Annotated in this window: 8 protein-coding genes and 1 tRNA gene; 7 read left to right on the forward strand and 2 right to left on the reverse strand. The window is 72.3% G+C overall.

Features of this window, described 5'->3' with window-relative positions:
* Positions 1–3: 3 nt before the first annotated feature.
* From lgt to pyk, 4 genes are all read left to right on the forward strand, one after another.
* Positions 4–933, forward strand: a complete 930-nt coding sequence (gene lgt / locus ACXET9_RS04510; RefSeq protein ID WP_457885225.1) for a prolipoprotein diacylglyceryl transferase — start codon at positions 4–6, stop codon at positions 931–933.
* Between the two features lie 129 nt (positions 934–1,062).
* Entirely contained in the window at positions 1,063–5,643 is a 4,581-nt protein-coding gene (gene gltB / locus ACXET9_RS04515; protein ID WP_457885226.1) for a glutamate synthase large subunit, read from the forward strand.
* On the forward strand, positions 5,636–7,114 hold the full coding sequence (locus ACXET9_RS04520; protein WP_457885227.1) for a glutamate synthase subunit beta: 1,479 nt from the start codon (positions 5,636–5,638) through the stop codon (positions 7,112–7,114). Before gltB ends, ACXET9_RS04520 begins: the two co-directional genes overlap by 8 nt.
* 119 nt (positions 7,115–7,233) lie before the next feature.
* On the forward strand, positions 7,234–8,703 hold the full coding sequence (gene pyk, locus ACXET9_RS04525; RefSeq protein WP_457885229.1) for a pyruvate kinase: 1,470 nt from the start codon (positions 7,234–7,236) through the stop codon (positions 8,701–8,703).
* 542 nt (positions 8,704–9,245) lie between these two features.
* Here pyk and ACXET9_RS04530 read toward each other — a convergent pair.
* Positions 9,246–9,328, reverse strand: a tRNA-Leu gene (locus ACXET9_RS04530).
* 123 nt (positions 9,329–9,451) lie between these two features.
* Here ACXET9_RS04530 and ACXET9_RS04535 point away from each other — a divergent pair.
* Together ACXET9_RS04535 and ACXET9_RS04540 are read left to right on the forward strand one after the other, a co-directional pair.
* On the forward strand, positions 9,452–10,102 hold the full coding sequence (locus ACXET9_RS04535) for an ANTAR domain-containing response regulator (protein ID WP_457885230.1): 651 nt from the start codon (positions 9,452–9,454) through the stop codon (positions 10,100–10,102).
* An 86-nt stretch (positions 10,103–10,188) separates the two neighbouring features.
* On the forward strand, positions 10,189–11,559 hold the full coding sequence (locus tag ACXET9_RS04540) for an ABC transporter substrate-binding protein (protein ID WP_457885232.1): 1,371 nt from the start codon (positions 10,189–10,191) through the stop codon (positions 11,557–11,559).
* Positions 11,560–11,577: 18 nt separating this feature from the next.
* Here ACXET9_RS04540 and ACXET9_RS04545 read toward each other — a convergent pair whose 3' ends face one another.
* Entirely contained in the window at positions 11,578–12,033 is a 456-nt protein-coding gene (locus ACXET9_RS04545; protein WP_457885234.1) for a hotdog fold thioesterase, read from the reverse strand.
* A 54-nt stretch (positions 12,034–12,087) separates the two neighbouring features.
* On the opposite strand from ACXET9_RS04545, the gene polA reads away from it, so the two are divergent.
* Positions 12,088–14,781, forward strand: a complete 2,694-nt coding sequence (gene polA, locus ACXET9_RS04550; RefSeq protein WP_457885236.1) for a DNA polymerase I — start codon at positions 12,088–12,090, stop codon at positions 14,779–14,781.
* Positions 14,782–14,938: the final 157 nt, after the last annotated feature.

Here is a 14,938-nt window from a genome sequence, read left to right on the forward strand (position 1 = left end):
GCCATGATCCCCAGCTCCCCGATCTCCTCGGTCTCGCTCGGACCGCTCACGGTGCACTTCTATGCGATCTGCATCCTGATCGGCATGGGGGTGGGCCTGAAGTGGGCCACGGCGCGCTGGGTGCGCCGCGGGGGCAGCGCCGACGACCTCTTCGACATCGGGTTCGTCGCGATCATCGCCGGCATCGTCGGCGCCCGGATCTGGCATGTGCTGACCTCCCCGGCCCCCTTCTTCGGGGAGGGCGGGAACCCGATCGCCGTGCTGTACATCTGGCAGGGCGGTCTGGCGATCTACGGCGGCGTCGCCGGAGGCGCGCTGGCCGTGCTGGTCATGGCGCGGAGGAAGAAGGTCTCCTTCGCCGCGCTGGCGGACACCATGGCCCCCGCGCTCCTGGTCGCCCAGGCGATCGGGCGCTTCGGCAACTGGTTCAACCAGGAGCTGTACGGCCCCGCCACCGACGTCTGGTGGGCGTGGGACGTCACCTGCGTGACCAACGGGGAGCGGATCTCCGGCTGCGTGCCGGGCACCTACCATCCGACCTTCCTCTACGAGCAGCTGTGGAACATCCTCGCGGTGATCGTGCTGCTGCTCGTCTCCCGGCGCTTCCAGCTCGCCGGCGGACGCGTCTTCTGGCTCTACGCGGCCCTCTACTCCGTGGGGCGCGCGATGATCGACTCGATCCGCACCGAGCCCGTCCTCATGCTCGGGTCGCTGCGCATCCACACCGTGGTCGCCCTCGTGATGGCGATCATCGCCCTCGCCATGCTCGTCTTCCTCACCCTGCGCAGGCGTCGCCGCGGCGGCGAGGCCGTCGCCGCCGACGGCTCCTTCGCGCTGCCCGCCCAGACCGAGGGCAACGGCTCCGACGAGGACGAGGTCGAGAGGTCCGGCACGCCCCCTTCCGCGGGCTCCGCCTCCGCCTCCGGCGGCTGAGACCAGCGGCCCTCCCGCGACGCACGCGTCGACGGACGAGGACGACGGTCCGGCCCCCGGATCATCGTCGAAACCGAGAAGGGCAGCCCTGCGCTGCACCGCCCCTCGGCCGTCCCGGAAGGGCCCCGCATGATCCCCCTCGACTCCCGATACTCCGACCTCCCCTCCGCGCAGGGCCTCTACCGTCCCGAGAGCGAGCTCGACTCGTGCGGCGTCGGCATGGTCGCCACGCTGCGCGGAACCCCCGGGCACGACATCGTCGAGCATGCGCTCACCGCGCTGCGCAACCTCGACCATCGCGGCGCGGTGGGGGCGGAGGAGAACACCGGCGACGGCACCGGCATCCTGCTGCAGATGCCCGACGCCTTCCTCCGCGCCGTCACCGGCCTGGAGCTGCCGGCGGCCGGGGCCTACGCCTGCGGCATCGCCTTCCTCCCGCAGGATCCCGCCGAGCGCGAGCGCACCCTCGAGGTGCTCTCCCGCATCGCCTCCGAGGAGGGCCTCGTGGTCCTCGGCAGCCGCGAGGTGCCCGTCGTGGACGGTCTCGTCGGCCCGTCCGCGCGCGCCGTGCAGCCGCACTTCTCCCAGATCGTCCTGGTCGATGCCGCGGGCGTGCGCGAGGGCCTCGCCCTCGAGCGGGCCGCCTTCGCGGTCCGCCGCCGCGTCGAGCACGCCACCGCGGCCTACTTCCCGTCGCTGTCCACGCGGGTGATGGTCTACAAGGGCATGCTCACCCCGCTGCAGCTCGACGAGTTCTTCCCCGATCTGCGCGACCCGCGGATGGCCACCGAGCTCGCGATCGTCCATTCGCGCTTCTCGACGAACACCTTCCCGGCCTGGCCGCTCGCGCACCCCTTCCGCGTGCTCGCCCACAACGGGGAGATCAACACGGTCATCGGCAACCGCAACCGCGTGCGCGCCGCCGAGGGCTCCATGGACACCGACGTGTTCGGCCCCGACTTCCGACGACTGCTGCCGGTGAACTCCGAGGGCGCCTCCGACTCCGCGAGCCTGGACGAGCTGCTCGAGCTGCTGCTGCTCTCGGGCCGCCCCCTGCCCCATGCGCTGATGATGCTGGTGCCCGAGGCATGGGAGAACGATCCGACGATGGATCCGGCGCTGCGGGCGTTCTACGAGTACCACGCCTCGCTCCAGGAGCCGTGGGACGGTCCCGCCTCGATCGTCCTGACCGACGGCCGCCTCGTCGGCGCCCGCCTCGACCGCAACGGCCTGCGCCCGCTGCGCTACTGGGTCACCGACGACGATCTCGTGGTGCTCGGCTCCGAGGCCGGGCTCATCGACGTCCCCCGTGCGCGGATCGCGCGCACCGGTCGCATCGCGCCGGGGGAGATGTTCCTCATCGACCTCGACCGCGGGGAGATCGTGCCGAGCGACGAGGTCAAGCACGAGATCGCCGTCGCCCGTCCCTACGGGCGCTGGCTCGCCGAGCAGAAGGTCCCGCTCGCGGAGCTGCCGGCGCGCGAGCACATCACGCACAGCCGCTCCTCGGTCTCGCGCCGCCAGCAGACCTTCGGGTACACGGAGGAGGAGCTGCGGGTGCTGCTCGCCCCCATGGCCTCGAAGGGGGCCGAGCCGCTCGGCGCCATGGGCACCGACACCCCGATCGCGGTGCTCTCGGACCGGCCCCGTCTGCTGTTCGACTACTTCACCCAGATGTTCGCGCAGGTGACGAACCCGCCGCTGGATTCGCTGCGCGAGGAGATCGTCACCTCGCTGGGCGCGGCGATCGGCCCGGCCCGCAACCTCCTGGCGGAGACGCCCGAGCATGCCCGGCAGCTCTCGCTCGACTTCCCGATCATCGACAACGACCAGCTCGCCGCGATCGTCGACGTGCGCTCCCACGAACGCACCTCCGACTTCCGCACCGTGCGGCTGAAGGGCCTCTACCAGGTGGTCGGGGGCGCGCCGGCGCTCGAGGAGCGGCTCCAGGAGATCTGCGAGGAGGCCGTCGCGGCGATCCGCGAGGGCGCGACCTTCCTGGTCCTCTCCGACCGCGACGCCAACCAGCTGCTCGCCCCCATCCCCTCGCTGCTCATGACCAGCGCCGTCCAGCACCACCTGGTCCGGGCCGGGCTGCGCACCCGGGCCGCGCTCATCGTCGAGGCCGGCGACGTGCGGGAGGTCCACCACGCCGCCCTGCTGATCGGCTACGGCGCGAGCGCGATCAACCCGTACCTGGCGATGGAGAGCGTCGAGGAGCTCGTGCGCCGCGGCGTCATCAGCGACGTCGACGAGGCCGGCGCGGTCCGCAACCTGAACCGCGCCCTCGGCAAGGGCGTCCTGAAGATCATGTCCAAGATGGGCATCGCGACCGTCGCCTCCTACCGGGGCGCCCAGATCTTCGAGGCCGTCGGCCTGTCCCAGGCCCTCGTCGATGCCTGGTTCCCCGGCACCGACACCCGCATCGGCGGCATCGACCTCGAGGTGATCGCCGCGGAGAACGCCGCCCGGCACGCCGTCGCCTACCCCGTCGAGGGCGTGCGCCTGCCGCATCGTCGGCTCCCCGTCGGCGGCGAGTACCAGTGGCGTCGCGAGGGCCCGCCGCACCTGTTCACCCCGGAGGCGATCTTCCGCCTCCAGCACTCCACGCGGAACCGCCAGTACGAGGAGTTCCGCCAGTACACCGACGAGGTCGACGACCAGTCGCAGCGGCTGATGACGATCCGCGGCCTGCTGCGCCTGCGGACCGACGCCGCGCAGGCGATCCCGATCGACGAGGTCGAGTCCGTCGAGGCGATCACCCGGCGCTTCATGACCGGCGCGATGAGCTACGGGTCGATCTCGCAGGAGGCCCACGAGACCCTCGCGATCGCCATGAACCGCCTGGGCGGCATGTCCAACAGCGGCGAGGGCGGCGAGGACCCCGAGCGCCTCCACGACCCCGAGCGCTCGAGCGCGATCAAGCAGATCGCCTCCGGCCGCTTCGGCGTCACGAGCGAGTACCTGACCTTCGCCAAGGACATCCAGATCAAGATCGCCCAGGGCGCGAAGCCCGGCGAGGGCGGCCAGCTGCCCCCGGAGAAGGTCTACCCGTGGATCGCCCGGACGCGGCACTCGACACCCGGGATCGGGCTGATCAGCCCGCCCCCGCACCACGACATCTACTCGATCGAGGACCTCGCCCAGCTGATCCACGACGCGAAGTCCGCGAACCCCGCGGCCCGCGTGCACGTCAAGCTGGTCTCCCGCTTCGGCGTGGGCACCGTCGCCACCGGCGTCTCCAAGGCGCACGCCGACGTGGTGCTGATCTCCGGCCACGACGGCGGCACCGGCGCGAGCCCCCTGAACTCGCTCAAGCACGCCGGGACGCCCTGGGAGATCGGTCTCGCGGAGACCCAGCAGACGCTGCTCCTGAACGGCCTGCGCGATCGGATCACCGTCCAGGTCGACGGGCAGATGAAGACCGGGCGCGACGTCGTGATCGCCGCGCTGCTGGGCGCCGAGGAGTTCGGCTTCGCCACCGCTCCGCTCGTGGTCACCGGCTGCGTCATGATGCGCGTCTGCCACCTGGACACCTGCCCGGTGGGCGTCGCGACCCAGAACCCGGAGCTGCGGGCGCGCTTCACCGGGCACGCCGACCACGTCGTGAACTTCTTCCTGTTCATCGCCCAGCAGGTCCGCGAGCATCTCGCCTCCCTGGGCCTGCGCTCGATCGACGAGGCCGTGGGCCGCATCGACCTGCTGGGCTTGGCCGAGTCCTCCGAGGCGATCAGCGCCCTCGCCGCCGCCAAGCGCGACGGCCTCGACCTCGCCGCGATCCTCGCCGCCCCCGAGATCAAGGAGGGCGACCACGTGCGGCGCATGCGCGGCCAGGACCACCACCTGGACCTCGCGGCCGACCACCCGTGGATCGCCGCGGCCGAGGGCGTGCTCTCCGGGGCCGAGTCCTCGGTGCGCATCGCCGACACCGTCCGCAACGTCCAGCGCACCACCGGGACGCTGCTGGGCCATGAGGTCACCCGCCGCACCGATGGCGCAGGACTGCCCGAGGACGCGATCACCGTCGACCTCGAGGGCACCGGTGGCCAGTCCTTCGGCGCCTTCCTCCCCGCGGGCGTGAGCCTCCATCTGACGGGCGATGCCAACGACTACGTCGGCAAGGGCCTCTCCGGCGGCATCGTCGCGATCGGCCACGGGGCCGGGACCGCGGCCTCCCTGGAGTCGGCGACGATCGCCGGCAACACCTGCGCCTACGGGGCGACCAGCGGGCGCCTGCTGCTCGCCGGGCGCGCGGGGGAGCGCTTCGGCGTGCGCAACTCGGGGGCCACGCTCGTCGTCGAGGGCATCGGCGACCACGGCGCCGAGTACATGACCGGCGGCGCGATCGTGATCCTCGGACCCACCGGACGCAACCTCGGGGCCGGCATGAGCGGCGGCACGCTGTTCGTCCTGGACCTCGACCGCGAGCGGCTGAACCCCGCCGACGCGCGGACCTTCGAGATCACCCCCGTGCGCGAGGAGCACCGCGGGTTCGTCCTCGAGGCGATCCGCGAGCATCGGCGACGCACGGGATCCGACCGCGCCGCCGCGCTCCTGGCCGACGAGGACGAGCTCTTCGCCCGCCTGACGCAGATCGCCCCCCGCGCCTTCCTGCGCATCACGGACCTGCGCGAGCAGGCCCTCGCCGACGGCATCGACCCCGACTCCAACGAGATCTGGAACACCATCATGGAGGCCACCCATGGCTGATCCGCGCGGATTCCTCCGCTACCGAGAGCGCGAGCTCCCCCAGCGCCGCCCCGTGCCGGTGCGCCTGATGGACTGGCGCGAGGTCTACGAGGCCCGGGAGAAGGGGACGCTGGGCGTCGTCTCCCGCCAGGCGGGCCGCTGCATGAACTGCGGCATCCCGTTCTGCCATCAGGGCTGCCCGCTGGGCAACCTCATCCCCGAGTGGAACGACCTGGTGTATCGCGAGGACTGGCGCGAGGCCGCCGAGCGGCTCCATGCCACGAACAACTTCCCCGAGTTCACCGGTCGCGCCTGCCCGGCCCCGTGCGAGTCGAGCTGCGTGCTCGGCATCAACCAGCCGCCGGTGACCATCAAGAACATCGAGGTCTCGATCATCGACCGGGCCTTCGAGGAGGGCTGGGTCGAACCCGTCGAGGCGACGCGTCAGACCGGTCGCTCCGTCGCCGTCGTCGGCTCCGGACCCGCCGGGATGGCCGCCGCCCAGCAGCTCACCCGCGCCGGCCATTCGGTGGTCGTGCTCGAGCGCGACGACCGCCTCGGCGGCCTCCTGCGCTACGGCATCCCCGAGTTCAAGCTCGAGAAGCGCCATGTCGACCGGCGTCTCGAGCAGATGCGCGCCGAGGGCACCCGCTTCCGCACCGGCGTCGACGTCGGCGGGACCGGCGAAGGGGCGGTGGGCGTCGAGGAGCTGCGCACCCGCTACGACGCGATCGTGCTGGCCACCGGCTCGACCCGGCCGCGGGACCTGCCGGTGCCGGGACGGGACGCGATCGGCATCCACCCGGCGATGGAGTACCTCACCCAGGCCAACCGTCTCGTCGAGGGCGATGTGCTGGAGGACGCGATCGACGCCGCCGGCAAGGACGTCGTCATCATCGGCGGCGGCGACACCGGGGCGGACTGCCTGGGCACCGCGCTGCGGCAGGGGGCCCGCTCGGTGACCACCCTGGCGATCGGCACCCAGCCGCCCAGCGAGCGCGACGAGAGCCAGCCCTGGCCCACCCACCCCGTGCTGTTCGAGGTCTCCACGGCGCACGAGGAGGGCGGGGAGCGCTCCTACCTCGCCTCCACCACCGGCTTCGAGGTCGACGAGGAGGGGCGCGTGACCGGTCTGAAGGTCGCCCGCACCGAGATCCGCGACGGTCGCCGCAGCGCCGCCCCCGGGACCGAGATCGTCATCCCCGCGCAGCTCGTGCTCGTGGCGATGGGCTTCACCGGGCCGGAGCAGGGGGGCCTGCTCGATCGCCTGGGGGTCGCGATGACATCCCGCGGCACGATCGAGCACGACGGCAGCTGGGCGACTAGCGTCGAGGGAGTCTTCACCGCGGGCGACTGCGCCCGAGGTCAGAGCCTGATCGTCTGGGCGATCGCCGAGGGCAGATCCTGCGCCGCAGCGGTCGATGCGCACCTGATGGGCGGCACGTCGCTGCCCGCCCCGGTGCGCTCGGGTGATCATGCCCTCACAGTGTGAAAGACTATGTCCTGAACACGCGACGCTGCGTCCCTCTGAAGGGCCCTCTCGTGGTGCCCTCCGGAGGGACCCGCGGCCCTGATCCGCACTGAACACGCACTACTTACAGATGGGTTGACATGCGCAAAGCGAAGATCGTCTGCACTCTCGGTCCCGCGACGAACACCTACGAGCAGATCCGCACGCTGATCGACTCGGGGATGAACGTCGCCCGGATGAACCTCAGCCACGGGTCGCACGAGGACCACGAGCTGGTCTACGCGAACATCCGTCGCGCGGCCGAGGACCTGGGCAGGAACGTCGCGATCCTCGTCGATCTCCAGGGTCCGAAGATCCGTCTGGGCCGCTTCGCCGACGGTCCCCACCAGCTCGAGGTGGGCGACACCTTCATCATCACCACCGAGGACATCGTCGGAACCCGCGAGCGCGTCTCGACGACGTTCAAGGGCCTCCCGGGCGACTGCCGCCCCGGCGACGTGCTGCTGATCGACGACGGCAAGGTCTCCGTGCGCGTCACCGACGTGTCCGACACCGACGTCACCACGGTGGTCGAGGTGCCGGGCCCGGTCTCGAACAACAAGGGCATCAACCTCCCCGGCGTGGCCGTGTCCGTCCCCGCCATGAGCGAGAAGGACATCGCCGACCTCCGCTGGGGCCTGCGCCTCGGTGCGGACCTGATCGCCCTGTCCTTCGTGCGCGACGCGCACGACATGGATCAGATCCTCGCGATCATGCAGGAGGAGGGGCGTCGCGTCCCCGTCATCGCCAAGATCGAGAAGCCGCAGGCCGTCCGCGCCCTGCGCTCGATCGTCGGCGCCTTCGACGGCATCATGGTCGCCCGCGGCGACCTGGGCGTCGAGCTCCCCCTCGAGCAGGTCCCGCTCGTCCAGAAGCGCGCGATCGAGCTGGCCCGCCGCAACGCGAAGCCGGTCATCGTCGCCACCCAGGTGCTCGAGTCGATGATCGAGAGCCCCCGGCCCACCCGCGCCGAGGCCTCCGACTGCGCCAACGCGATCCTCGACGGCGCCGACGCGGTCATGCTCTCGGGCGAGACCAGCGTGGGCAAGTACCCCTTCGAGGCCGTGCGCACGATGGCCCGCATCGTCACCAACACGGAGGAGAACGGCGCCGACCGCATCCTCCCGCTCGGCACCATCCCGCACACCCGCGGCGGTGCGATCACCCGCGCGGCCGCCGAGATCGGCGACCAGCTCTCCGCGCAGTACCTGGTCACCTTCACCGAGTCGGGCGACACCGCGCGCCGCCTCGCGCGCCTGCGCCCGACCATCCCCCTGCTCGCCCTGACCCCCTACCCGGAGGTCGCCCGTCAGCTGTCGCTGTCGTGGGGCATCGAGGCGCACCTCGTGCCGATGCAGGAGGACACCGACCAGATGATCGCCAAGGTCGACGAGCTCCTGCGCGAGCAGAAGGGCCTGCAGAAGAACGATCTCGTCATCGTCGCCGCCGGTTCGCCCCCCGGCCTGCACGGCTCGACCAACTCGCTGCGCGTGCACCGCATCGGCGACCTGGACGGCACCGAGTCCGCCCGCATCGAGACCGAGCACATCAACGCCGGCACCCAGGCCTGATCGCCGCGCCCCCTCGGGGCGCCGCATCCGCAGGAGCGGGGCATCCGTCGCAGCAGCGACGGGTGCCCCGCTCCCGCATTCCGGGGCCCTCGCGCGGGAGCACCACCGCGCTCGGAGTCCCCTGGCGCGGCAGCTCCGCGCTCGGAGGGCGGCGGCGGAGGGACGGCAGGGGGACCACCGAGTGCGGAGGGTCACGCGGCGGATCGCGCACGGCGGAGCGGACCGGCCGCCGGCGGGAGGCGTGCGACACGGCGCGCGGAGGGACGGCGGGTGCGCGCGCCGGAGTCGGGATCGTCGGCGGCCTCCGGCGGAGACGGATCGCGGGTGCTCGCGATCGGTCCGGATGCGGCGCGCCGGGGATGCCGGAGCATCGGGCCGCGCATCGGGCTCGCCCGGCCTCGCGCAGAACGGCGAGCCCGTGAGAATCCGGGAACAGGGCTGGTCAGCGGGAGGAGCCGCGGCCTCTGCCGACGGGGACCGCTGCGTCCCCGAGGCCCTCGCGCCGCTGCGCCGCGCTCGTCCGATCGCGGACGAGCGCTGGGTGCCGGATGCGGGACTCGAACCCGCACGCCCTCTCGGACAGCGCATTTTGAGTGCGCCGCGTCTGCCATTCCGCCAATCCGGCTCGAGCCCTCGTGGTCGAGGGCTGGATTAGGATACCGCTGAAGACCACCGGGTCTGCGCTCCCGCTCGCGGGCATCGCCGCAGGCCCGTGCCGCAGACGTTCCTACCGAAGACACAGGGTGACATGAACGACGACATCGCTTCCCTTCCCGCCGAGAACGAGGACCTCGCGTCTCCCGAGACCGAGGCGCCGCGACGCACGGCCGTGGTGGCGGAGGACGAGAGCCTCATCCGCATGGACATCGTCGAGACCCTGACGGAGGCCGGCTACGAGGTCGTCGCCGCCGTCGGCGACGGCGAGAGCGCGGTGGCCAAGGCGCGCGAGCTGCGCCCCGACATCGTCGTGATGGACGTGAAGATGCCCCAGGTCGACGGCGTCACCGCCGCCGAGCGCATCGGCGAGGAGAACCTCGCGCCGGTCGTCATGCTGACCGCCTTCTCGCAGGCCGAGCTCGTCGAGCGCGCCCGCGACGCCGGCGCCATGGCCTACGTCGTCAAGCCCTTCACCCCCGCGGACCTGCTGCCCGCGGTCGAGATCGCCATCTCCCGCTACCAGCAGATCACGCAGCTCGAGTCCGAGATCGCCGACCTGGGCGAGCGCTTCGAGACCCGCAAGCGCGTGGACCGCGCCAAGGGCCTGCTGCAGACCAACATGGGGCTCTCCGAGCCCGAGGCCTTCCGCTGGATCCAGAAGACCTCCATGGACCGTCGCCTGACGATGCGCGAGGTCGCCGACGCCGTCGTCGACCAGCTGGGCGGCCAGACCAAGGAGTGACCCGGCCGGGGACGCACGTCCCCGCGGGACGAGAAGCCGGGACCGCCCCCGGGGGAGGGGGCGCATCGGCGAGGGGGCAGGAGCAGATGGTGCTGTCACGACGCACGCTGGTGCGCTCGCTCACGGCTGGCGCGCTGGGAAGCGCCGCACTGCCGGTGCTCGCCGCCTGCGACGCCCTGTCGGGGCCCGCGGGCCCCGACTCCGACTCTCCGACCTCCACCGCCCCCGCCACGCCGACGGAGCCCCTGGTCCTCGGCCAGATCGGCTCCTCGGTCGGGTGGACCGCCGCCGTCGAGGGCACGATCGCTCTCGCCGTCGGCCAGGCGCTCATCGACGTCAACGCGACCTACGGCGGGGTCTTCGGCCAGCCGGTGGTCACCGCCGGCACCCGGCACGTGGTCGAGGACGTCGACGAGGACCTCGCAGGCGTCGTCGACGAGCTCGCCGCGGCCGGCGCGGGCGCGGTCATCTGCTCCCTCCCCGAGGAGGTCATGCTGACGGCGGCGCCGCTGCTGGCCGCCGCCGGCATCGCCGTGATCGACGTGACCACCTCCTCGCTGGAGCTGCGGGAGCCGTCGGTGGAGACCGCCGGGATGCTCGTGCGCCTCTCGCCGAGCACCCGCGTCATCGCTGCCCGGCTCGCCGGCGAGGCGCTCGAGGACTCCTCCTCCGCGCGAGCGGGGGAGAGGGGGAGCGTCGCCGTCGTCCACGACGGCACCATGCTCGCCGTCGATCTGATCGCCCGGCTGTCCACGATCCTCGCGCCGCAGGGCGGTGAGGTCATCCTCCAGGACACCCTCCCCGCCGCCGCGCTCGCCGAGGAGGTCTCGGCTCTCGCAGCGACCCTCGCGGAAGCGCATCCGGCGCTCCTGCTGATCCACGGATCCGCCGCCGACAGCGCCGCCCTCGCCGCGGCGGTCCACACCGCGACCCTAGGAGACGACGGTCGCACGGACCAGCAGATCCCCGTCCGGATCGCGCCCGCGGCGACCGTCGACCAGCGCGACGCGGACCTCGGGGAGGCCGCCCTCGCCCAGGTGTCCGGATGGATGCCCGGCGGCGAGCTCGGCGACGCGCACATCCGGATGATGCTGAACGTGGATCCGACGCTCGCACGCTCGGCCTTCCCCTACTCGCAGCTGGCCTACGACGCGGTCATGATCGCGTGCATCGCCGCGCAGAGCGCCCTGTCGGGCCGCGGCACCGACATCGCCGCCGCGATTCCGCAGGTGCTCTCCGGGTCCGCGGACTGCGACAGCCTGGGGTCATGCTCGACGGAGATCGATGCCCGGCGTCGTGCGGGGGAGACCGCGTCGATCGCCTACACCGGCGTCATGGGCTCCCTCGTCCTCGGGCCCGACCTCGATCCCGCCTCCGGGTCGCTGCGGACCTACGGCTACGCCGACGACGGGTCGCTGACGCTGCTGGGCGACACCGCCTACGAGGACGAGGGCTGACCGCCCGCGTTCCCGTCGTCAGCGCGGAGGCAGCAGCATCGTCGAGACGGTGATGGTGCTCAGCAGCGTCCCCGCCTCGTCGTGCACGTCCACCAGGTAGCTGGCGACCTGCCGCCCGGCATGGCGGACCGTGCAGGTCGCCCGCACCGCACCCGAGCGCGCGGAGCGATGGTGCAGGGCGCTCACCGACGTGCCCACCGCCTGGGCCCCCTCCCCGTGGACCTCCCGCGCCCGCAGGATCGCCGCGAACGAGCCGACGGTCTCCGCCAGGGCGATCGTCGCACCGCCGTGCAGGAGGCCCGCCGGCTGCGTGTTCCCCTCCACCGGCATGGTCATGGTGCCGCCGTCGGCCGAGAGCGTCTCGATGCGCATGCCCATCCGCTCGACGAGCGTGCCCTCGCACATGTGTTCGAGCTCGGCGCGGAGAGCAGGGTCGAGGGAGGGCGGCGGGGGAGTCGATGAGAGCTGATCCATGCCCGCAGGGTGCCATATGGGCGCAGGTCCGGCCGACGTGGGAGACTGCTCCGCATGAGTGCGAGCCAGGGCAGCGGACAGCGGATCCTCCTCATCGACGGCCATGCGATGGCGTTCCGGGCGTTCTTCGCCCTGCCCGCCGACGGCTTCAGCGACGGACGGGGCCAGGCCACCAACGCCGTCTACGGCTTCACCCGCATGATCATCAATGTCGTCGCCTCCGAGCAGCCGACGCACGTGGCGGTCGCCTTCGACCTCCCCGGCGGCACCTTCCGCGACCGCATCTACGACCAGTACAAGGCCGGCCGCGACGAGACCCCCGCCGAGTTCAAGGGCCAGATCGCCCTCATCCAGCAGGTCCTCGACGCCCTCGGCGTCGCCTGGTTCACCGTCGAGGACTACGAGGCTGACGACATCATCGCCACCTTCGCGACCCGCGCCGAGGCCGACGGCCGCGAAGCGCTCATCGTCTCGAGCGACCGCGATGCGATCCAGCTCGTCACCGACAACGTCACCCTCCTCCAGCCCGTCAAGGGCGTCACGGAGATGCGCCGCATGACCCCCGCGGCCGTCGAGGAGAAGTACGGCATCCCGCCCGAGCGCTATCCCGACATGGCCGCCCTCGTCGGCGAGGCCGCCGACAACCTCCCGGGCGTGCCCGGCGTCGGCCCCAAGACCGCGGCCAAGTGGATCCTCGCCCACGGCGACCTCCCCGGGATCATCGCCCACGCCGACGAGATCACCGGCAAGGCCGGCCAGTCCCTCCGCGACCACCTCGAGGACGTCGAGCGCAACCGCCGCATGAACGAGGCCGTCCGCGACCTCGAGCTGCCCGGCGGCGAGGAGCGCTGCTCCCTCGGCCGAGGCGACGCCGTCGCCCTCGCCGCGGTCTTCGACGAGCTCGCCTTCGGGCCGACGATCCGCCGCGACGTCCCCGCGATCCTGCTCGGCGAGGACGCCGAGGCTCCGGCGGCCCCGGAGCGCGAGCTGCCCGAGATCCGCCGCCCCGCGGACGGCGAGGTCCCCGCCCTCCTCGCCGGCGACTTCGCCGACGGCGCGGCGCTGGCCTCGGAGGGGCGCTGGGAGCTCGGCCAGGGCGACGCGACCGCCCTCGCCCTCGCCACCGAGTCCGCGATCGCGGTGCTCGACCTCACCGCCCTCGACCAGTCGGCCGAGCGCGCGCTCGCCGACTGGCTCGCCGACGCCTCGATCCCCAAGACGGCGCTCGACACCAAGGCCCTCGCCCATCAGCTGGCGGGGCGGTCGCTGCGCGTCGCGGGCTGGCGCACCGATCTGGCGATCGCCGAGTTCCTGTGCCGTCCCGACCAGCGGCCCACCGATCTCGCGGGCCTCGCGATGCGGCATCTGCAGGAGGATCTGCAGGTGGAGTCCGTCGCCGCCCAGCAGGAGCTGGACCTGGGGGAGGACGAGGACTCGGGCGCCGAGCGGCTCGGCCGCGCTGCGGACGCCGTGCTGCGGATCGAGGCGATCCTGCGCGCCGAGCTGGAGGAGCATGCCGCGACCTCCCTCCATGACGACCTGGAGCTCCCGCTCGCCCAGGTGATCGGGACGATCGAGGAGACCGGCATCGCCGTCGAGGACGGCGTGCTCGCGCAGCTCGACGCGCAGCATGCGCAGGAGCAGGAGCGGGTGGCCGAGTCGGCGTTCTCGCACATCGGCGGCGACCGCATCAACCTGGGCTCTCCGAAGCAGCTCCAGGAGGTGCTCTACGAGCGCCTCGGCCTGCCCAAGGGGCGGCGCACCAAGACCGGGTACAGCACCAACGCCGAGACCCTCGTGGACCTCTTCGACAAGACCGGCCACCCCTTCCTCTCGGACCTGCTCGCGCACCGCGATGTGACGAAGATGCGTCAGATCATCGACACGCTGCGCCGGTTCATCTCCCCGGAGGGGCGCATCCACACGACCTTCCACCAGAACATCGCGGCCACCGGCCGCCTGTCCTCGAACAACCCGAACCTGCAGAACATCCCCACCCGCACGGAGGAGGGCCGGCGCATCCGCTCGGCGTTCCGCCGCAGCGACGGCTTCGTCGCGCTCATGACCGCGGACTACTCGCAGATCGAGATGCGCATCATGGCGCACCTGTCGGAGGACGCGGGCCTGATCGAGGCCTTCCGCTCCGGAGAGGACCTCCATCGCTTCGTCGCCTCGCGGGTGTTCGACGTCGAGCCCGAGGAGGTCGACGGCGCCATGCGCTCGAAGACCAAGGCCGTCAGCTACGGCCTCGCCTACGGGCTGAGCGCCTTCGGCCTCGCGCGCCAGCTGCGGATCTCGCAGGCGGAGGCGACCTCGCTGCGGGACGGCTACTTCGAGCGCTTCGGCGGGGTGCGCGACTACCTGCGCGAGAGCGTGGAGAAGGCGCGGGAGACCGGATACACCGAGACGATCCTCGGGCGCCGCCGGTACCTGCCGGACCTCACCAGCGACAACCGCCAGCGTCGCGAGAACGCCGAGCGGGTCGCGCTGAACTCCCCGATCCAGGGCAGCGCCGCGGACATCATCAAGCTCGCCATGCTGCGTGTGGACGAGCTCCTGCGCGAGCGCGGGCTGGCCTCGCGGGTCCTGCTGCAGGTCCATGACGAGCTCGTGCTCGACGTCGCCGACGGCGAGGAGGAGCAGCTGCGCGCCCTCGTCGCCGAGGGCATGGACGGCGCCTATGCGCTGTCGGTCCCGCTCGAGGTCGGCATCGGGGTCGGGGACACCTGGCTCGACGCGGCGCACTGAGGAGCGCGGGCCGGGCGCGGGGCGAGCGCAGGCCGGGCGCGGCGCACTGAGACCAGCCCCATCCTCGTGGGCGGCGTATTCCCTCGCGCTCGGCCAGTGCGGCTGGTAGGCTCTATGAGGTCTGTGCGTGGGAATCGTCCCCGCATCGCCCCGGCGC

It is taken from the genome of Brachybacterium netajii (SeqCode) (assembly GCF_054114245.1).

Bases quoted from the DNA above. Each gene is read 5' to 3' on its own strand.
- lgt (WP_457885225.1), top strand. From the start codon at position 4: ATGATCCCCAGCTCCCCGATCTCCTCGGTCTCGCTCGGACCGCTCACG.
- gltB (WP_457885226.1), top strand. From the start codon at position 1,063: ATGATCCCCCTCGACTCCCGATACTCCGACCTCCCCTCCGCGCAGGGC.
- ACXET9_RS04520 (WP_457885227.1), top strand. From the start codon at position 5,636: ATGGCTGATCCGCGCGGATTCCTCCGCTACCGAGAGCGCGAGCTCCCC.
- pyk (WP_457885229.1), top strand. From the start codon at position 7,234: ATGCGCAAAGCGAAGATCGTCTGCACTCTCGGTCCCGCGACGAACACC.
- ACXET9_RS04535 (WP_457885230.1), top strand. From the start codon at position 9,452: ATGAACGACGACATCGCTTCCCTTCCCGCCGAGAACGAGGACCTCGCG.
- ACXET9_RS04540 (WP_457885232.1), top strand. From the start codon at position 10,189: ATGGTGCTGTCACGACGCACGCTGGTGCGCTCGCTCACGGCTGGCGCG.
- ACXET9_RS04545 (WP_457885234.1), bottom strand. From the start codon at position 12,033: ATGGATCAGCTCTCATCGACTCCCCCGCCGCCCTCCCTCGACCCTGCT.
- polA (WP_457885236.1), top strand. From the start codon at position 12,088: ATGAGTGCGAGCCAGGGCAGCGGACAGCGGATCCTCCTCATCGACGGC.